Here is an 18662-nt window from a genome sequence, read left to right on the forward strand (position 1 = left end):
CTGCCGGCTGCACGCCCTCGCCGCACCGGGAGTCCGGTCGCCCATCGCGATTGATGAGCGACCGGACTCCCGGTTCGTCTGCTTCGCCCATCCGGGGCTACAGCTCCTTGAGCCGGTCCTTCCAGATCGCGCGCCAGCGTTCGAGGTCGTCGGGGCTCGCCAGGTTGACGTGGGAGGCCGCCACCAGCACCTTGGGGTCGTCCTTGGACTCCTTGGGGCTGACATCGACGCTCCCGCGGCTGCCGTCCGCGAAGGTCACGCCCCAGTGCAGGCGCTTGCCGGTGCCCGACGTCCTCGGTCCGTCGGTGACCGCCAGGCCGTCGAGCTCGCCGAGGTCCCCGGCGGCCTCGCACCACCGGTCGAAGACCTCGCGCATGGTTCCCGGGAGGGTGCGGGTGGCCGATACCTGGAAGGTCCCGTCGTGGGCCTGGCCTTTGATCCGGCGTCCGATCCACTGCTCGTAGGCCACCGCCACGGACTGCGCCCACCATCCGGTGTTGGGCACGGAGGCCGGCATCGCCTTGTAGGCGGCGTCAGCCAGGACGTTGTGGGGCAGGTCGTCCCCTCCGGCGTCGTCGAGAATGCGCGCCCATTCGCTCCAGGCCAGCCCGGTGGCCTTCTCGATGGCAGCCGCTCGCGACGGCGGGGTGGCGGGTCGTGCCGGTGTCATGCGTACCTTCCTGGGCCCGGGCTGGGAGCTGTCCGGCCTCCTGTGCGACAGCATAGAGCCGGAGCCTGCGTTGTCCCCTCCGTCGAGATGCGAGTTCAGCCGCCCATCGGCGCCGATGGGCGGCTGAACTCGCATCTCGACGGAGTAGAGGGGTCATCGGGACGACCGTTCATGACTCGGCGATATGGGTGTGCATGCGCACGCCCTCGTCGTTGAAGATGCTGAGCACCTGCGCGGGGCGCTCGCCCGCAGCGCTCATCGCGTGGGGAACGTGCGTGTCGAACTCGGCCGCCTCGCCCCGGGTCAGGACCAGGTCCTGTTCGCCCAGCCGCAGCCTGAGCCTGCCCGACAGGACGTAGAGCCACTCGTAACCCTCGTGCGTCCGCAGCTCCGGCAGCGTGTCGACGGGCGGATACACGATCTTGTACGTGTGGATCGCGGAGCCCTCCGGGGCCAGCGGGGCGATCGTGAGCCCGTCCCGCTGGATCACCGGCCGGCGCACCCTGGGGTCGGGACTCTCCCGTTGCACGAGGTCATCGATCCGGATGCCCAGGAGCCGGGTCAGGGGGACCAGGAGTTCCAGCGACGCCTGGCGCTTGCCGGACTCCAGCCTCGACAGGGTGCTCGCCGACATCCCGGCTTGCTGCGCCGCCTGTTTCAGGGTCAGGGAACGGGCGTGGCGGGCCGCCCTCAGGCGTGCCCCGACCAGATCGAGCTCGCGGTTCATCGGCGTCCCTCCGTTATCCGGTGATCGGCGCTCTTTGCCAATTACGCAAATTGTTTTGCCGGTTCATCATCTTACGGTCACACTGGCCGCATGGAGAACATGGATTGGGATGTCGTGATCATCGGTGGCAGCGCCGCGGGGCTGAGCGCCGCTCTCATGCTCGGCCGGGCGCGCCGGCGCACGCTCGTGGTCGACGCCGGGAGCCCCCGCAATCGTTTCGCCGCGCACATGCACGGGGTGCTGGGCAACGAGGGGCGCCCGCCCGCCGAGTTGCTCGAACAGGGCAGGTCGGAGGCCTCGGCCTACGGGGTGGAGTTCAGGGCCGGAACGGTCGAGCGGGTGGAGGAGGCCGAAGCCGGGGTCGAGGTCCTGCTCCGCGATCAGGGGGTCATCCGCGCCCGGGCGCTCGTCGTCGCAACCGGCATGTCCGACGAACTTCCCGAGGTCCCGGGCCTGGCCGAGCGCTGGGGGCGGACCGTGCTGCACTGCCCCTACTGCCACGGCTGGGAGGTGGCCGATCAGCGCCTGGGCGTCCTGGTCACCTCGCCCATGGGCCTGCATCAGGCCCAGCTCGTCCGGCAGTGGAGCGACCGCGTGACCGTGTTCACCGCGGGGGCCGAACCGCTGGACATGGCCACCGAGTTCCGGCTGCGCTCCCGGGGCGTCGACCTCGTGGCCTCGCCCGTGGAGCAGGTCCTGGGCGAGTCCGCCGACCGCATCTCGGCAGTACGGACCGCCGACGGTGTACTGACCGAGATCGACGCGCTGTTCGTGGCAGGCCGCCCGCGGCCCCATGACGCCTTCCTGGGGCACCTCGGACTGGAGACGGCGGATACGCCCATGGGCCGTTTCCTGCAGGTCGATGCGATGGGCAAGACCAGCAGCGATCGCATCTGGGCGATCGGCAATGTGGTCAACCCGGCCCTGACGGTCCCCATGTGCATGGGCGCGGGCGCCTACACCGGTGGGGCGGTCAACGCTGCGCTGGTCGGCGAGGACTTTGATCGGGCCGCCGGGGACCCGGCCAACTGGGCGGATCTGCTGCCGAGCGACTATTGGGAGCACCGGTACACCGCCGCCGACCGGATGTGGTCAGGGCAGGTCAACCACGTCCTCGCCGGGGTCGCTGCAGACCTGCAGCCCGGATGGGCCCTGGATCTGGGATGCGGGGAGGGCGCGGATGCGATCTGGCTCGCCCGGCACGGCTGGACCGCCACGGGGATCGACATCTCCGAGACCGCGATCCGCCGCGCCGCCGAAGCCGCGCGCACCGCGGAGATCCCCGAGGGCCGGATCTCCTTCAGGGCCGCCGACGTCTCCACGCTCGACGACGAGGCCCGGTACGACCTGGTCACGGCGAGCTTCCTGCATTCGCCGGTCGATCTGCCCCGCACGGAGATCCTGCGGGCGGCGGCGCAGCGGGTCGCACCGGGCGGGCACCTGCTGATCACCTCCCATGCCACCGTGCCGCCGTGGGGAAACCTGCCGAAGGCGCTCGAGCCGCGCTTCCTCGGACCGGAGGAGGAGATCGCCGAGCTCGGCCTCGACGCCGGCCAGTGGGCGGTGCGGATCGCCGAGACCCGTCCCCGGGAGGTCACGGGCCCGCATGGCGACCATGCCACGATCGACGACTCGATCGTGCTGCTCCAGCGCCGCTGAGCCACCCGCGCCGCGGCCCTAGCTGGAGCTCCGATCCTCGCTCCGGTGGATTCTGGGTGGCGCGGTGACGCCGCACCTCGCCTTCGCCAGCGTCGGCGGCAGGACCCGTGCCGGCTGCAGGATCTGCTGCGGGCCTCCGGCGAGGATCCATGCCTGCAGGGCGCGGAAGCGCTTCTCCTGCTCAAGCCCGGTGAACCAGGCCAGGGGCCCGATCTGGCCGCTCGGCCCGTCCCGGCGCGCGACGGCGGCCACGCTGGCGAGCTCGCAGCGGCCCAGGCACGGTGAGCTGATCAGCACCGCTCCCCGTGTCTGCCGGATCGTCGAGTGCATCAGGTCGGTCTGATCGGGCTGGCCGGTCTGATCGGCGGGCTGGGCGAGGCGTCGCAGGGCGGTGCATCGCGGCCCCATGCACCAGGCCAGGACGGGGCCGCTGGCCTCGGCGTCCGTCCGTCTCGATCTCTTATCGTCTGTCACTGTCTGGTCCTTCCCATGCCTACGAGGGTGGTGGCGTCGACCCGGCCGACCCCGTGGGCGTGCAATCGTTCGAGATAGTCCTTCCGGACCTGTTCCACCTGACGGTCCCCGAGGTCTGCAAGCAGCGCCCGGAAGCCGGAGCCGATCACCAGGTCCCAGGCCAGATCGTCCGTGAGCTGTACGGAGTAGGGGCAGGTGGTCACCACCACCTCCTCCAGGCCGCGCTCTTCCAGCCAGCGGGTGAAGACCGGAGGTGTGTCGATCCGGTAGATCTCCGCTCGCTCGGCGCGCGTGGCGGCTGCCTCCGCCACCGCCGGGGCGATCGGCTCCACGGCGGCGATGAGGTGGCGCGCCACGGTTTCCATCGCGCCCTTCTGCCAGATGGTCAGCGCCACGCGCCCGCCCGGACGAGCCTGGGCGAGGAGATGCTCGGTACCGGTGGTCATCTCGGGGAAGAAGAAGATGCCCAGAACGCATTGCACCAGGTCGTATCCGAAGGGCCGGGGCGGCAATGCCGTGGCGTCGGCGACGGTGAAACGGGCCCAGCCGAGACCCTCGGCAGAGCACCGGTCCCTGGCGGCGCGGATCTGCCGTTCCGAGGTGTCCACGCCCCATACCGTTCCGGTGGGTCCCACCCGTCGGGCGGCGGGCAGGGCGGAGGCTCCGTTCCCACAGCAGGCATCCAGCACATGCTCCCCGGGGCGGGGATCCGACAGTGCAACGGTCTCCTGGCTGACGGGCCCCCACAAGGCCGTGTCGAGCCGGTCGAACGCCTCCTCGACGTGGTCGAAGGCTCGGCTGTAGTTCTCTTGGGCGGGCACCATGCGAGCAGCCTAGATGAGAACAATATTCAATAACAAGAGATGCCACGTGATGAGCGACACGCCCGTCGTCTTGATAAACGATAATGAGTCTCATTAATCTGTGAGGCAATCAACAATCACGATCAGGGGAAACCGTGTCCAGTGATGCCGAAGTGGAGGTATCGGATCTCGCCGTCGCTGTGGCGGGCCGCTCCTTGCTGCACGACGTGAGCCTCCGGGTGCGCCCGGGTCAGAGGCTCGCCCTCCTGGGCGCATCGGGGTCCGGCAAGTCCCTGACGGTGCTGGCCCTGCTCGGCTTGCTGGGGCGGCATTTCGAGGTGAAGGGCTCCCTGAAGGTCGCCGGCCGTGAGCTGCCCTGGCGCCAGGCCCCTGGCCGGCGCCCCGGGATGGCGGCCGTCTTCCAGGACTCCCAGGCCGCCCTGAACCCCGTGGTGCGCCTTGACCGTCAGCTCCTTCCCGTGGTGGCCCGGCGACGGCAGGTCGCCACGACCGCCGCGGCGAAGATCGTCCGCGACCTGCTGGAGCAGGTGGGCTTCGAGGACCCGACGAGGGTGCTGAGCTCCTACCCCTCCCAGCTCTCGGGCGGCCAGCGGCAGAGGGTGTGCCTGGCGCTGGCCATGGCCGCCTCACCGGGCCTGCTGATCGCCGACGAACCGACCACTGCGCTGGACATGATCAGCCAGCACCAGGTCGTCCAGGCCCTCCGCGGCTGCACCGGTGAAGGACGGAGCGGGTTGCTGTTCATCACCCACGACCTGGCTGTCGCCGCCGACCTCTGCGACGACGTGGTGGTCCTGCAGCACGGCCGGATCGTGGAGACCGGGCCCGTGGAGCAGATCCTCCGCGCCCCGCAGGCACCGTTCACCGCCTCCCTGGTGGCCGCCGCCCGTGCCGGTGTCCTGCCTGCCGCGGGAGCCCTGGACGCGGTCCCGATGGGTGCGGTCTCATGAGCGTGGGCGCAGAGCCGGAGGCGACCTCACTGCGCGGTATCGATCTCTCCCGGACGTTCCGCAGCCGCTCCCGGGTGGTGGCCGCCGTGGAGGACGTGGATATCGCCGTGCTCGAAGGCGAGTCCCTGGGTCTGGTCGGCCCTTCGGGATCCGGCAAATCGACCCTGCTCTCCCTGCTGCTCGGGACGGAGCGCCCCGACCGAGGCGAAGTCCTGTTCAACGGCGCTCCCCTGGTCGGCCGCCAGCAGTTGCGCGAGGCCCGGCAGGCCGTGCAGTTCATCCCGCAGGATCCAGCCTCCAGCCTGGACCCCCGGCGCACCGTCGAACACCAGCTGCGGGAGCCGCTGCGGCGCTTCGGCATCGAGGGCGACCACAAGAGCCTGGTCCAGGATGCTCTGGAGCAGGTCGGACTCGTGACGGGGTACCTGGGCAGGCGCGCTCACGAGCTCTCCGGCGGACAGGCCCAGCGCGTCGCCATGGCGCGCGCCCTGGTGACCAGACCCCGGATCCTGCTGGCCGACGAGGCGGTCAGCGGGCTCGACCTCCCTCTGCGCAATCAGGTGCTGGACCTCCTGAAACAGCTGCACGCCCGGGACGGCCTGGGCCTCCTGTTCATCTCCCACGACCTCACGGCGATCCACCAGCTGTGTCAGCGCGCCCTGGTGTTCGACCACGGGCGGGTTGTGGAGGAGGGGCCCACCTCCGAACTGTTCTACCGGCCCGCTCACCCCACGACGCAGGAGCTGGTGGATGCCATTCCGCTCCTACCCGCGTGAGACCCGCGCCCTGTTGGGGGCGCAACTGATCTTCAACCTCGGGTTCTACGCGGTGGTTCCGTTCCTCGCGGGAGCCATGGCCTCCGAGTTCGGCATGACCGCCGCGGCGATCGGGATCGTGCTGGGCGCCCGGACCTTCAGCCAGCAGGGCATGTTCCTGATCGGCGGCCTGCTGGCCGACCGATGGGGAGCCCGCCGGTCCATCCTGGCGGGCTGCCTGGTGCGCATCGCGGGTTACGCGGTACTGCTCGGGGCCGCAGATTTCACCCTGTTCCTGATCGGGGCGGTGCTCACCGGCGTCGGCGGGGCCTGTTCTCCCCGGCGCTGGAGGCGCAGCTGTCGCATGCCGACGATCCCACCGGCCCGTCCCGCGGCACGTCGGGGCGCCGTTCGGTGTTCGTGTGGCTGGCGATCATCGGGGAGGTAGGGGCGGTCGTCGGCCCGGTGCTGGGCTCGGCCCTCCTGGGCTGGGGGCTGGATGCCGCGCTGACCGCCGGTATCGCCGTGTTCAGCGCGGTCACGGTTCTGCTGTGGTGGCGTCTGCCCGCTGAGCCCCGGCGTCCTCGCCGGCCCGAGAACACCCCCGACGACGGCGCGCCGGAGTCCGGCTGGATACCCGCATGCCTGCGCACCCCGCGGTTCGTGCTCTTCTGCGCGCTGGTCTCGGTCAACCTGCTGGCCTACAACCAGCTCTACTTCGCGATTCCGGTGGAACTGGAGCGGCGAGGACTGGCCCCCGAATGGCTCGGGGCGCTGTTCCTGCTCGCCTCGCTTCTCACCCTGTCCCTCCAGCTGCCGGTGGCGGCCGCTGCGCGCCGGATCGGACCCGGAGCCACACTGGCGGGCGGATTCGGCTTGGTGGGAGCCGCCTTCGTGGTCCTGGCAGGGCTCTCCGACCACACAGGCGACGGAGCGCCGAGTGCCGTGATGCCCGTGGCCGTCACCGTCGCGGTGCTGGTCCTGGGACACATGATGATCACGCCGACCGTCCTCTCGCTGGTCCCCACCTTCATCCCCGCCCGGCACGGGGCCTCCTGCCGTGGCGCCTATTACGGCCTGGTGGCCACCTGCGGCGGAGTGGCCGTGCTGGCCGGCAACGTCGTCCTGGGCCGGCTGGTGGACGCCGTCGATCTCCACCACTGGTGGGCGGGGCTGCCCTGGACCCCGCTGGTGCTGCTCGCGCTGCTCTCCGCCGTCGCCCTTCCCTGGGTGCTGCCCGCCGTCCGGGCACCCGAGCCCACCACCCAAGAACTCACCGTCTCGTCCTCTCAATGACGCGCCGTCCCGATACGCGCCGTCCCGATACTCACTGTCTCCAACGCACTGTCCCCATGACACACCACGGAAAGGACCCTCTGATGTCCGCACGATCCTCCCTGTCCTCCCGCCGCGCCACCTCCGCTACGGCGCTGTCGGTCGCCGCTCTGCTGCTGCTCACCGGCTGCTTCTCCGGCGGCTCCTCCGGTGACGGCAGCACCGACGAAAGGGTCGAGCTGGCCATGCTGCAGCCGCCGCGCTCGGGGCTGTCGCCCTTGAGCGACGACGCCTTCAAGCTGTCGCGCTGGTCGACCGCCGAGACGCTCATCCGCCTCGATGAGGAGGGCAACGCCGAGCCCATGCTGGCCACGGAATGGGAACAGGTCGACGACACCACCTGGTCCTTCACCCTGCGCGACGGCGTCACCTTCCACGACGGGACCGAGATGACCACGGAGAACGTCGTCGAGTCCCTGACCCACGCCGTGGAGGCGGAGCCGGCCCCGCGCATCCTCGATGGCGTCGAGATGACCGTGACCGCCGACGGCGACAAGGTGCTGGTCACCACGGCCGAGGAGGACCCGCTGGTGCCGCAGCGTCTGTCCAGCCCGCAGCTTTCGGTCCTCGCCCCGGCCGCCTACGAAGGCGACGCCGTGACGCCGGTCGGTCACGGTACGGGACCCTTCGAGCTCACCGCCGTGGACGGCACCTCCGGTGCGACCCTGGAGCGCTACGAGGACTACTGGGGCGATCCGGCGACCTCCGCGGGCATCGACGTCTCCTTCGTCCCCGACGGCACGGCGCGCGCCGCGGCGCTGCGCACCGGTGAGGCCGACGTCGTGGAGGCGGTCCCGGTCGGCCAGGCCGCTCAGGTCGACGAGGAACTGCTGGAGGAGGTGCCCATGCCGCGCACCAACACCCTGTACCTCAATACGGAGAAGGGCCCCTTCGCCGACGCCGGCCTGCGGGCGGCGGCCAGGGAGGCCATCGACCCGCAGTCCATCGTGGACGGCGTCTACGAGAGCCGCGCCGACGTGGCCTCGGGCCTGCTCGGACCTGCCATCCCCTACGCCGCGGAGGGCAGGGATACCGACACCTATCGCGAACTGCTCGACGGGCGGGCGGAGGCCGGCGACCCGCAGGGGCAGAAGATCACGATCGGGACCTTCACCGACCGCGCGGAGCTGCCCGAGGTGGCCGTCCAGCTGCAGCAGCAGCTGGAGGCCGCCGGGTTCGAGGTCGAGCTGGAGGTCCGCGAGTACCAGTACATCGAGTCCGATGCCATCGACGGGGACTTCGACGCCTTCATCCTTTCCCGCGCCACCGTGCTGGACTCGGGGGATCCGGTGGCCTACATGGTCAGCGACTTCGGCTGCGAGGGCTCCTTCAACATCTCGCAGTTCTGCTCCGAGACCGTCGAGGCCGCCCTTGACCGGGCGGAGGGGGCGACTCCGGGCGAAGAACGCCAGGAGGCCATCCTGGAGGCGGAGGCCACGATCCTCGCCGAGGATGCGGCGATCCCCATGCTCCACGAACGCGTCATCCAGGGCGAGCAGGACGGCGTCGAGGGCGCCGCACGCGACCCGCGCGAGCGCGAGCTCATCACCGCGCAGACCACCCTCGCCCGATGAGCGGACGGGGGTGGGCCGCGGCCCTGATCTCGCGCGTCGCGGCTTTCGCCGCCGTGGTGGTGCTCATCGGCTCCCTGCCGTGGCTGTCGGGCAACAGCCCGGAGTACACGATCCTGCGCGCCCGCTACGCCGACCGGGAGGCCACGCCTGAGGTCCTGGCCCAGATCCGGGGCGAGCTGGGGCTGGACCGCGGCCCGATCGCGGTCTTCGCGGACTGGGCGTCCGGAGTCTTCACGGGGGACTTCGGCACCTCCTGGATCAGCGGCCGCCCGGTGCTGCCCGGGATGCTCGAGGCGCTGGGGGTCTCCCTGACGCTGATGGGCGCGGCCCTGACGGTGGCCCTGTGCATGGCGGCGCTGCTGTGCCTGCCCGTCCTGCGGGCGGGGCTGGCAGGGCGTCCGTCGCGCGGCTCGGGTGCGGCCGCGGCCGCCCTCACCGCCCTCCCGGAGTTCCTTCTGGCCGCGGTGCTGCTGGTGATCGTGGCCGTATGGCTGAACTGGCTTCCTCCCTACGGATGGCGCGGGATCGAGTACGCGATCCTGCCTGCCCTCGCGCTGGGGCTGCCCGGTGGCGGGCTGATCGGCCGACTGGTGGCCACCGCCGTCGCCGGAGTCTTCACGGAACGGTGGGTGCACACCTGGGCGGTGGCCGGGCACTCCCGGGCCCGCATCGCGCTCGCCGTGCTGCATCGCGCCATGAGCGGCGTGGTCGGTCAGGTCGCCCTGGTCGTGGTCGGGCTCACCGGCGGCGCCGTGGCGGTCGAGGAGGTCTTCGCCGTCCCAGGGCTGGGCCGCGCGCTGCTCGGTGCCGCAGCCTCGCAGGACATCCCCACCCTGCAGGCGGGCGTCCTGCTGCTGCTCCTGCTCGCCGCGGTCTGCGGCGGGGCGGCGGCACTGATCCGCAGATCGCTGCTCGGTCCGGCCGGCCGGTCGGGACACCTTCCGGTCCCGGGGCCGCCCCTGAGTCCCCGGCGGACGTGGTGGCTGGTCCCGGCGATCTCGGGTGGGGCTCTCCTGGCGCTGATCGTGGCCGGCCTGATGCGCGACCCCTACGGCTCCGTGTACGGCAGGCTCCAGTCCCCGTCGTGGGCGCTGCCCCTGGGCGCCGACGCCTCGGGGCGGGACGTCCTGGCCCGCGTGGGCCACGGTGCCGTGGACACCCTCGGCCTGGCACTGGCTGTGACCGCGGCGTGCCTGGTGATCGGCCTGATCATCGGGCTCACGGGGGCCTGGTCCACCGGCCCGGTCGAAGTCACCAACGCGGCGCCGCCCATCATCGCAGGCATCCTCGTGGTGGCCATCTCCGGCCCGTCCGCGGCTGGGGCCGCCGTCGCGGTGACCGCCGTGAGCTGGGCACCGCTGGCCGCGCACACCGCCGCCCTGGTCGCGGAGATCTCGGCGAGGCCGTACGTCCGGAGCCTGCCGCAGCTGGGCGTCAGCCGGGCCCGGATCCTGGTCGGCACCGTCCTCCCGGCGCTCCTGCCCGAGGTGACCCGGCACGCGCTCCTACGGCTGCCGGGCATCGCGCTCGCGCTCGCCGCCCTGGGCTTCCTCGGTCTCGGACCGCAGCCGCCCGCTCCGGAGTGGGGCCTGCTGCTGGCCGAGGGCATCGGTTACGTGGAACGCGCCCCCTGGACCGTGCTCGGGCCGGCGTGCGCCCTCGTGCTGGCCTCCGTCCTGGCGGTGTCCCTCTCGAGCGCCGACGGCGGCCGGAACCTGCGCCCGGCCTCGGACCTGCCGGCTCCGGATGCCGAGCCTGATGACGGGCAGAAGCCCCCTCGCGTGACTGACGGGGCCGGGCAGCATTCGGAGGCGCTGGCCGGGCGGTAGTCCTCCACCCTCTGCGCCGAGTAGCGACTTCAGCCGCCCGTCATCTCTGACGGGCGGCTGAAGTCGCATCTCGGCGGGTTGTTCCTGCCGGTAGCCGGCCGGTTCAGCTCATCGCTTGGCGGCGGTGAGATCCCCGAGCATGAGGGCCTCGGTCCGCGAGGTGTGGAGAGCGTCGATATCGTCCAGGGTCCGGTCCTTGGTCTCGGTGGCCGTCATGGCGGCGGTACCCGAGATGAGGCACGCGCAGGAGACCATGATGGCCACGGCGACCCAGTTGGTCCCGTCGCTGCCCGCGAAGAACGACGCCAGGGGAGGCGCGAAACCGCCCGACAGGGCGAAGCCGATCTGCGTGCCCAGGGCCAGGCCGGTCACGCGGACCCGGGTGGGGAACATCTCCGAGTAGAACGACGGCCAGATGCCATTGGCCATGGAGTAGAAGAAGCCCGCCAGGACGGCACCCATCAGGAAGATCAGCGTCCAGTTGCCGGAGGTCACCGCCCCCAGGTAGGGGTAGGTCATCACGGCACAGCCGATCACTCCGGCGATGAAGACCGGCTTGCGCCCGATGCGGTCCGCGACCATCGCCGCCAGGGGGATCGCTGCCAGGGCCACGCCGTTGGCGAGCACCGCCACCAGGAGCATGGTGGAGCGGTCCAGGCCGACGACGGAGGTCCCGTAGGACAGCGCCCACACCTGGAACACGATCAGCACGGTATTGATCAACGCCACTGCCGCGATGCGGATCACGGCGGCCTTGTGGAAGCGCAGCAGGTGCCCCAGCGGGGTGGCGTGGTCGTCATGGGCCGCCTCCTCCTGGAACTTCGGGGGCTCCTCGAGCGTCCGGCGGATGATGTAGGCGACCAGGACGACGACGGCGGAGATCCAGAACGGGATCCGCCAGCCCCAGGAGAACAGCTGCTCCTCGGTCAGGAACACCGTGAGCGGGATGAACACCGCGGTCGCCAGGAGCGTCCCGAACTGGGTGCCCTGAAGCGTCCAGCTGGTGGTCAGGGCCCGGTGCTTCTCGGTGGAGTGCTCCAAGGAGACCGAGATGGCCGAGGCCTGCTCACCCGAGGCGGACAGGCCCTGGATGACGCGGCAGAGCACCAGGAGGCCCGGCGCGAGCAGGCCGACCTGGTCGTAGGTTGGGGAGGCACCCGACGATGAAGGTCGCGAAACCCATCATGAACAGGGTGAGCATCATGACGAACCGTCGTCCGTACCGGTCCCCGAGCGGCCCCATGATCACGGCACCCAGCGGGCGGACCACGTATGCGATGCCCACGGTGGACATGGACAGCAGGATGGCCACTCCGGGAGAGGAATCCGGTGGGAAGAACAGGTGGTTGATCACCAGGGCCGCGGCGGTGCCGTAGACCGCGAAGTCGTAGTACTCGAGCGCCGAGCCGACCCAGGCCGCCAGTGCCGCTTTGCGAGGTGTCTTGTGGGGCTGGCTCGATGCGATTGCGGTGGCATCGCTCATGGGGACCTCCTCCGATCCAAGCCAGTCCGGCATGTCCGCGTCATCGCGTGACCTTCGGGATCGGTGATCCACTTCACTGGCCATGTCAGGGTACGGGTCCCTGCCTCGGAGTCCATACGAAACGCAGGCGTTACGTGCGTTGTCCCCCTCGCACCCCTGCCCTCGAGACCCGTCCGGCGCCGGGGCGGGCGAGCCGCGTCCAAGAAATTGTCAGCAACCTGAGCGTTTCGCGTGACGGATACCACGTCAAAAGATAAGTTTACTGAGGGATCGGAGACCGATCCTGCTCCTCAGGAGGTCGCACGGGTGCGGCACCTGCAGGGCATGGCCGCGCTGCGATGATTCGGGCGCGGTTTCCCAGCAATGAATTCAGGAGTCATCATGGCCAACTTCACCGTTGAAGAGCTCGAGAGCGGCACCGTCTACGACGAGAACGGAGCCAAGGTCGGTGACGTCGCCCAGCTGTACCTGGACGACGCAACCGGCGAGCCCAACTGGGTCACCGTGAACACCGGTCTCTTCGGCACCAATGAGACCTTCGTCCCGCTGGATCGGGCGCGCACCAGCAATGGCGAGATCCACGTGCCCTACACCAAGGACTTCATCAAGGACGCCCCCAACCTGGACGCCGATGCGCATATCGAGGAGAGCGAGGAGCGGGACCTCTACCGGTACTACGGTCTCGACCAAGGCTCCGCCGATGTCGCCGCAGACGCCGAGGGTGCCGGCGGCACCGGTGGTGAGGCGGCTGCCGCCGGTTTCGGCGATGGCACGGGCGGCCGTCGAGGCGGCCGTGACGTCGAGGACGACCGTGCGGCGAGGGGCCACGACCCGCTGGATGCTCGTACCGCTCAGGGGGCCGATGGGGACCGCGATCGCAACGCCGCCACGGATGCCGAGTCCATGGTCCGGCATGAGGAGGAGGTCAGAGTCGGCACCGAACGCGTGCAGACCGGCCGGGCCCGTCTGCGCAAGCGCGTCGTCAAGGACACCAAGACCGTGACCGTTCCCGTGGAGCGGGAAGAGTTCGAGGTGGTCCGCGAGCCCGTCGGCGACGGCGAGACGCATGACGGCGGCACCCTGGGCGAGGACGACGTCGAGGTGACGCTCACCGAGCAGCGGCCGGTGGTGGATACCGAGGTGGTCGCCAAGGAGCGTGTGGGCCTGGGCAAGAACGTCGTCCGCGACCAGGAGCAGGTTCAGGCCGAGGTCGGCCGCGAAGAGGTCGAGGTGGTCCGCGATGACCAAGGGGGCCGGGGCGACGAGCGCGCATGACCACGAAGTCCCCGAGTCCCGCCGGTCCGATCCGTGACTGACCGCTAGGGCTCGGGAGCCGGTTCGAGCCGGCATCCAGCTGCGGGGCACCTCGGTGATGGACCGAGGTGCCCCGCAGACCCATGTGCTGAGCAGGGCATCGGTCTCCTCGCATTCGGGAGACGCGGAGGCGGAGCCTGGCTTCAGAAAGTCCGCCTGAACCCTTGACGTTGAGTACAATTTCACCGTGTAATAGCACATTACAACTCGGTAACGGAGTACGGCAGGAGCCGCAGCATGGATGCGCTACTTGAAGTCATCGGCAGGATCAACACCAATATCTGGAACCCGATGGCCTACCTGGCTCTCGGACTCGGGCTCTTCTACACCATCTGGACGGGGGCGGTTCAGGTCCGCCGCCTGCCCGACGTGGTCAAGATCCTCCGTGAGGGGGAGAAGAACAACGCGGGGGGAGATCTCGAGCTTCCAGGCGCTGGCCCTGACCCTCTCCAGCCGGGTCGGCGTGGGCAATATCGCCGGCGTCGCCACGGCGATCGCCGTCGGCGGTCCGGGGGCGCTGTTCTGGATGGTCGTCATGGCTCTGTTCGGGGGTGCCACGGCCTTCGCCGAATCGACCTTGGCCCAGGTCTACAAGCGCAAGGTGGGCGATGAGTACCGCGGCGGCATCCCGTACTACATCGAGCGCGGCCTGGGGCAGAAGTGGCTGGCCGTCATCGCCGCGGCCGCGACGATGGTGCTCTACGGCGCCCTGGCTCCCGGGGTGCAGAGCTTCAACATCGCCAACAGTGCCAATGTCGCCTTCAACGCCCCGACCTGGATCACCGGGCTGGTGGTCACCGGCCTCTTCGCCGTCATCGTCCTGGGCGGCACCAAACGAATCGTCGCCGTGGCGGACAAGATCGTCCCCTTCATGGCACTCGGCTACATCCTCCTGGCGCTCATCGTGATCGTCCTGAACGTCAGCGAGGTGCCCGGGGTCATCGCCCTGGTGGTGAGCAGTGCGTTCGGCACCCATGAGATCTTCGGCGGCATCGTGGGCGCGGCGATCGCCTGGGGCGTGCGCCGCGCGGTCTTCTCCAACGTCGCCGGCGTGGGCGAGGGCACCTATGCCTCGGCCGCCGCTTCCGTGTCCCATCCGGCCAAGCAGGGCATCGTCCAGGCTTTCTCCATCTACATCGACACCGTCCTGGTCTGCACCGCTACCGGAACCATGATCCTGATGACCGGCAGCTACAACGTCGTCACGGAGGCCGGCGAGACCCTGGCCGACAACGTGCCCGGGATCGAGGCGGGCACCGCCTACACCCAGGTGGCCCTCGAATCCATCTTCCCGGGATTCGGTCCGATCTTCGTGGCCATCGCCCTCTTCCTGTTCGCCTTCACCACGCTGATCGCGTTCAACTACATCTCCACCACGGCCGCTGCCTACCTGTTCCACGGCCGCGGGCTGCCGGTCGCCGTCCGGGTGCTGCAGGTGGCGATGATCGCCATGGTGTACTTCGGGTCGGTCGCCTCGGCCGATCTCATCTGGGGCATCGGCGACATCGGCTACGGCACCCTCGGCTGGATCAACATGGTCTGCCTGCTCTTCATGGCCCCGACGGTCGGGAAGGTGCTCAAGGACTACTCGCGGCAGATGAAGGCGGGCCTCGACCCGGTCTTCGAGCCGGAGAAGCTCGGTATCAAGGGCGCCGACGCCTGGACGGCCGAGACCCCGATGACCGCCGTGCTGGCCGCCGTGGCCAACAACCGCAAGCGCGAGGACGCGGACCGGGCCGCCCGCCCCTGAGGAGCCCTGGTGGGCAGGTGAAATTGCAGTAGCATAGGGCTGTCTTTCACCCCCACGTCCCCAGGGACAGATAGCTGACCATGTCCGATATCAATCTGCAGCCGATCGAGAAGCCTCAGGGGGTCCGCGACCGAGTGACGCGGGCCCTTCGAGCCGCCATCATCTCGGGGGAGATGGCGCCGGGGGAGATCTACTCGGCGCCATCGCTCGGTGCCCGTCTGGGTGTGTCCCCGACGCCGGTGCGTGAGGCCATGCTCGACCTCGCCAAAGAGGGGCTGGTCGAAAGGCTGCTCAACCGGGGTTTCCGCGTCACCGAGGTCGACGATCACTATCTGGATGAGATCACCGAGCTGCGGCAGTTGATCGAACCGCCCGTGGTGCGCGATGTCGTCCAGCTCATTCCCGCCGAGGACATCCCCGGATTGCGCGCTGCGGCCGAGAAGATCGTGCAGCGCGCGGTCGAGCACGATCTCTACGGCTACACGGAGACGGACAAGGACTTCCACCTCGCGCTGCTGCGATATGCGGGCAACGGGAGGATCGTCAAGCTGATCGAGGAGCTCCGCGCCCAGACCAGGCTCGTGGGCCTGGCCAGCCTGGCCGAGCGCGGAGAGCTGGCCGGATCGGCGGCCCAGCATATTGCGATCGTGGACGCCATCGAAGCCAGGGACTCCGATCTGGTCTACCGGCTCATGGTCGACCACATCAGCCAGACCCGGAGCACCTGGGCGGGGAACCCCTCCGGGCAGTGACAACACCTTCAAAGGAACAGGGTGCCCTGCCCCTTCCAAGTGCAATTGCACATGGTATATTGCAGTAATGGACCGGCCTGGTCCTGCCGAAGCTCATCTCCAGGGAGGCATCACATGATCGACCCGAACAAGCCGTGGCGCGGGGTCCACGTCGCGACCGCACTGCCCTTCAATGACGACCTCTCCGTCGACTTCGACGGCTTCGCGGAGCACGTCGCCTGGCTCGCCGAGAACGGCGTCACCGGCGTCGCCCCCAACGGCTCGCTCGGCGAGTACCAGACCCTCACCGACGAGGAGCGCGCCCGGGTCGTGACCACCGCGGTGGAGGCCGCCCCCGAGGGCTTCGGCATCATGGCCGGCGCCGGCTCGTACGGCGCCCACCAGGCGCGTCACTGGGTGGAGCAGGCCGCCGAGGCGGGAGCCCAGTCGGTCCTCCTGCTGCCCCCCAACATCTACCGCGCGGACCGTCCCGCGATCATCGAGCACTACCGCGAGGCGGCCAAGGGCGGACTGCCGATCGTCGCCTACAACAACCCCTTCGACACCAAGGTCGATCTGACCGTCGACATCGTCAGGGAGCTGACCGACGAGGGCCTGATCGTCGCGATCAAGGAGTTCACCGGCGACGTCCGCCGCGCCTACGAGATCCAGGAGGCGGCCCCGGAGCTCGACATCCTGGTGGGCAGCGACGACGTCCTGCTCGAACTCGGCATCGCCGGGGCCGTCGGCTGGATCGCCGGCTACCCGAATGCCCTCCCGCAGGCCAGCATGGAGCTGTACAACCTCTCGACCTCGGGCGACCCGGAGCAGTGGGCGGCCGCGCTGCCGCTGTACCGTGACCTGCACCCGCTGCTGCGGTGGGACTCGAAGACCGAGTTCGTGCAGGCCATCAAGCTCTCGATGGATATCGCCGGGCGCAAGGGCGGAGTGTGCCGTCCGCCCCGATCGCCGCTGTCCCCCGAGATCACGACCCTGGTCACCGCGGCCACCGAGAACGCGATCGCCAAGGGATACAAGTGACAGGGTCGCACCTGACACAGTGGTGAAGGGACCCGTCCCCGACTGCGGCAAAGACGCCATAGACCTCAGAAGGAGTTGCCATGAACGCCACGACTCAGCCCGCTTCCGCCGACGCGCTGGTCGCCCAGGCCCACGACGCCTACCGCGTCTGGTCACGGACCGCCCGTGCCGAACGCGCCCGGGCGCTGCACGCGGTCGCGGACGCCCTCGACGCGAACGCCGAGTTGCTCATCGAGATCGCCAAAGCCGAGACGCACCTGGCCGATGCCCGTCTGACGGGTGAGGTGAAGCGGACCACCTTCCAGCTGCGGCTCTTCGCCGAGGTCCTGACCGAGGGCAGCTACCTGGATGTCCGGGTCGACCACGCTGACGCGGACTGGCCCATGGGTGCCCGCCCGGACCTGCGCCGCACCAGCCAGGCGGTGGGACCGGTCATCGTCTACGCCGCGAGCAACTTCCCCTTCGCCTTCAGCGTGGCAGGCGGCGACACCGCATCGGCGCTCGCCGCCGGCGCCTCCGTGATCGTCAAGGCCCATGCGGGCCACCCCGAGCTCTCCCGGAAGACGGCCGAGCTCGTACGGCAGGCGCTGCATGAGGCGGGGGCGCCCGACGGGTTGTTCGCCCTCATCGAGACCAGGGAGGTCGGGCTCCAGGTGCTGCGCGATCCGCGCGTGAAGGCCGGGTCGTTCACCGGGTCCATTCCCGGCGGACGTGCGCTGTTCGACGTCGCCGTCTCCCGCCCCGAGCCGATCCCCTTCTTCGGGGAGCTCGGCAGCGTGAACCCCACCTTCGTCACCGTGAAGGCCTCCCAGGAGCGTCCCGGGGAGATCGCGGACGGTTTCCGGGGGTCCTTCACCATGGGCTCGGGGCAGTTCTGCACCAAGCCGGGCGTGCTCATGCTCCCCGAGGGCTCCGAGATCCTCGAGCAGCTGCGCACCCAGGATCTGCCTGACGGCCAGCCGATGCTCAACGACCGGATCCGATCGGGGCACTCCGAGGTCCTCGACGAGCTCTCCGGGCACCCTGCCGTGGAGGTCCTCGCCCAGGGCTCCGACCCGCACGGCGCGGCGCCCTCGCCGACGTTGCTGCTGACCACCACGGACCAGCTGCTCGCCGACCAGGAGACGCTCTTCCGGGAGTGCTTCGGGCCGACCGGGCTGCTGGTGACCTACCGTGACGAGCAGGAGATGGTGCGTGTAGCCCAGGCCATCGACGGCCAGCTCACGGCCACCATCGTCGGCGAGGACGACGACGCCGTCGTGACCCCCCTGCTGGACGAGCTGCGGGAGAAGGCCGGGCGGGTGCTCTGGAACCAGTGGCCCACCGGGGTCAGCGTCACCTACGCGCAGCAGCATGGAGGGCCGTACCCCGCCACGACGGCACCGTCGACCACCTCGGTCGGCACGGCCGCGATCAGCAGGTTCCTGCGGCCGGTCGCGTTCCAGGGCTTCCCCCTCGGGCTGCTGCCCGACGAGCTGACCGAGCAACCCGCGGAGACGCTGATCCGTCGCGTCGACGGCACCCTGGCCCCGCTCGACTGATCCGG

The 18662-nt window shown here is 69.9% G+C and carries 18 protein-coding genes; 12 read left to right on the forward strand and 6 right to left on the reverse strand.

Going from position 1 to position 18662, the window contains the following annotated elements:
• Positions 1-97: 97 nt before the first annotated feature.
• A complete protein-coding gene (locus FCK90_RS05005) occupies positions 98-670 on the reverse strand; it encodes a hypothetical protein (RefSeq protein ID WP_158033202.1) in 573 nt (190 codons plus the stop codon).
• A gap of 169 nt (positions 671-839) precedes the next feature.
• Positions 840-1397, reverse strand: a complete 558-nt coding sequence (locus FCK90_RS05010) for a helix-turn-helix domain-containing protein (RefSeq protein ID WP_158033203.1) — start codon at positions 1395-1397, stop codon at positions 840-842.
• 90 nt (positions 1398-1487) lie between these two features.
• Between FCK90_RS05010 and FCK90_RS05015 the strand changes: the two genes are divergently transcribed.
• Positions 1488-3056: an FAD-dependent oxidoreductase gene (locus FCK90_RS05015; RefSeq protein ID WP_158033204.1), complete on the forward strand. Its 1569-nt coding sequence runs from the start codon at positions 1488-1490 to the stop codon at positions 3054-3056.
• 18 nt (positions 3057-3074) lie between these two features.
• On the opposite strand, the gene FCK90_RS05020 is transcribed toward FCK90_RS05015, so the two are convergent.
• Both FCK90_RS05020 and FCK90_RS05025 read right to left on the reverse strand, forming a co-directional pair.
• The gene (locus FCK90_RS05020) at positions 3075-3530 is read right to left on the reverse strand and encodes a hypothetical protein (RefSeq protein ID WP_158033205.1); all 456 of its coding nucleotides are present in this window, start codon (positions 3528-3530) and stop codon (positions 3075-3077) included.
• The gene (locus FCK90_RS05025) at positions 3527-4354 is read right to left on the reverse strand and encodes a class I SAM-dependent methyltransferase (RefSeq protein WP_158033206.1); all 828 of its coding nucleotides are present in this window, start codon (positions 4352-4354) and stop codon (positions 3527-3529) included. The genes FCK90_RS05020 and FCK90_RS05025 overlap by 4 nt, the downstream gene beginning before the upstream one ends.
• 134 nt (positions 4355-4488) lie before the next feature.
• On the opposite strand from FCK90_RS05025, the gene FCK90_RS05030 reads away from it, so the two are divergent.
• The 6 genes from FCK90_RS05030 to FCK90_RS05050 all read left to right on the forward strand — a co-directional run bounded on the left by FCK90_RS05030 (position 4489) and on the right by FCK90_RS05050 (position 10797).
• On the forward strand, positions 4489-5304 hold the full coding sequence (locus tag FCK90_RS05030) for an ATP-binding cassette domain-containing protein (protein ID WP_158033207.1): 816 nt from the start codon (positions 4489-4491) through the stop codon (positions 5302-5304).
• Positions 5301-6080, forward strand: coding sequence for an ABC transporter ATP-binding protein (locus FCK90_RS05035; RefSeq protein ID WP_246179998.1), 780 nt, complete (start codon positions 5301-5303; stop codon positions 6078-6080). The genes FCK90_RS05030 and FCK90_RS05035 overlap by 4 nt, the downstream gene beginning before the upstream one ends.
• The gene (locus tag FCK90_RS15855; RefSeq protein WP_281347439.1) at positions 6055-6507 is read left to right on the forward strand and encodes an MFS transporter; all 453 of its coding nucleotides are present in this window, start codon (positions 6055-6057) and stop codon (positions 6505-6507) included. The genes FCK90_RS05035 and FCK90_RS15855 overlap by 26 nt, the downstream gene beginning before the upstream one ends.
• On the forward strand, positions 6474-7355 hold the full coding sequence (locus FCK90_RS05040) for an MFS transporter (RefSeq protein ID WP_281347440.1): 882 nt from the start codon (positions 6474-6476) through the stop codon (positions 7353-7355). Before FCK90_RS15855 ends, FCK90_RS05040 begins: the two co-directional genes overlap by 34 nt.
• An 83-nt stretch (positions 7356-7438) precedes the next feature.
• Entirely contained in the window at positions 7439-8968 is a 1530-nt protein-coding gene (locus tag FCK90_RS05045; protein ID WP_158033208.1) for an ABC transporter substrate-binding protein, read from the forward strand.
• On the forward strand, positions 8965-10797 hold the full coding sequence (locus FCK90_RS05050; RefSeq protein WP_158033209.1) for an ABC transporter permease subunit: 1833 nt from the start codon (positions 8965-8967) through the stop codon (positions 10795-10797). The genes FCK90_RS05045 and FCK90_RS05050 overlap by 4 nt, the downstream gene beginning before the upstream one ends.
• 108 nt (positions 10798-10905) lie before the next feature.
• Here the strand turns inward: FCK90_RS05050 and FCK90_RS05055 are convergent, their stop codons facing one another.
• Positions 10906-11904: an MFS transporter gene (locus FCK90_RS05055; protein WP_343029887.1), complete on the reverse strand. Its 999-nt coding sequence runs from the start codon at positions 11902-11904 to the stop codon at positions 10906-10908.
• A complete protein-coding gene (locus FCK90_RS15935; protein WP_343029888.1) occupies positions 11864-12280 on the reverse strand; it encodes an MFS transporter in 417 nt (138 codons plus the stop codon). The genes FCK90_RS05055 and FCK90_RS15935 overlap by 41 nt, the downstream gene beginning before the upstream one ends.
• A gap of 381 nt (positions 12281-12661) precedes the next feature.
• On the opposite strand from FCK90_RS15935, the gene FCK90_RS05060 reads away from it, so the two are divergent.
• The 5 genes from FCK90_RS05060 to FCK90_RS05080 all read left to right on the forward strand — a co-directional run bounded on the left by FCK90_RS05060 (position 12662) and on the right by FCK90_RS05080 (position 18657).
• On the forward strand, positions 12662-13555 hold the full coding sequence (locus FCK90_RS05060) for a PRC and DUF2382 domain-containing protein (protein WP_246179999.1): 894 nt from the start codon (positions 12662-12664) through the stop codon (positions 13553-13555).
• Positions 13556-13979: 424 nt separating this feature from the next.
• On the forward strand, positions 13980-15344 hold the full coding sequence (locus tag FCK90_RS05065; protein ID WP_425481686.1) for an alanine/glycine:cation symporter family protein: 1365 nt from the start codon (positions 13980-13982) through the stop codon (positions 15342-15344).
• 80 nt (positions 15345-15424) lie between these two features.
• Positions 15425-16096, forward strand: a complete 672-nt coding sequence (locus tag FCK90_RS05070) for a GntR family transcriptional regulator (protein WP_158033210.1) — start codon at positions 15425-15427, stop codon at positions 16094-16096.
• A gap of 114 nt (positions 16097-16210) precedes the next feature.
• Positions 16211-17116 (forward strand): dihydrodipicolinate synthase family protein, encoded by a 906-nt coding sequence (locus FCK90_RS05075; RefSeq protein WP_158033211.1) that lies wholly within the window; start codon positions 16211-16213, stop codon positions 17114-17116.
• Between the two features lie 80 nt (positions 17117-17196).
• Complete coding sequence (locus FCK90_RS05080) at positions 17197-18657, forward strand: aldehyde dehydrogenase (NADP(+)) (protein ID WP_158033212.1); 1461 nt, start codon at positions 17197-17199, stop codon at positions 18655-18657.
• Positions 18658-18662 lie beyond the last annotated feature (5 nt).

The organism is Kocuria coralli (assembly GCF_008831305.1).
GTDB classification, from domain to species: Bacteria; Actinomycetota; Actinomycetes; order Actinomycetales; family Micrococcaceae; genus Kocuria; species Kocuria coralli.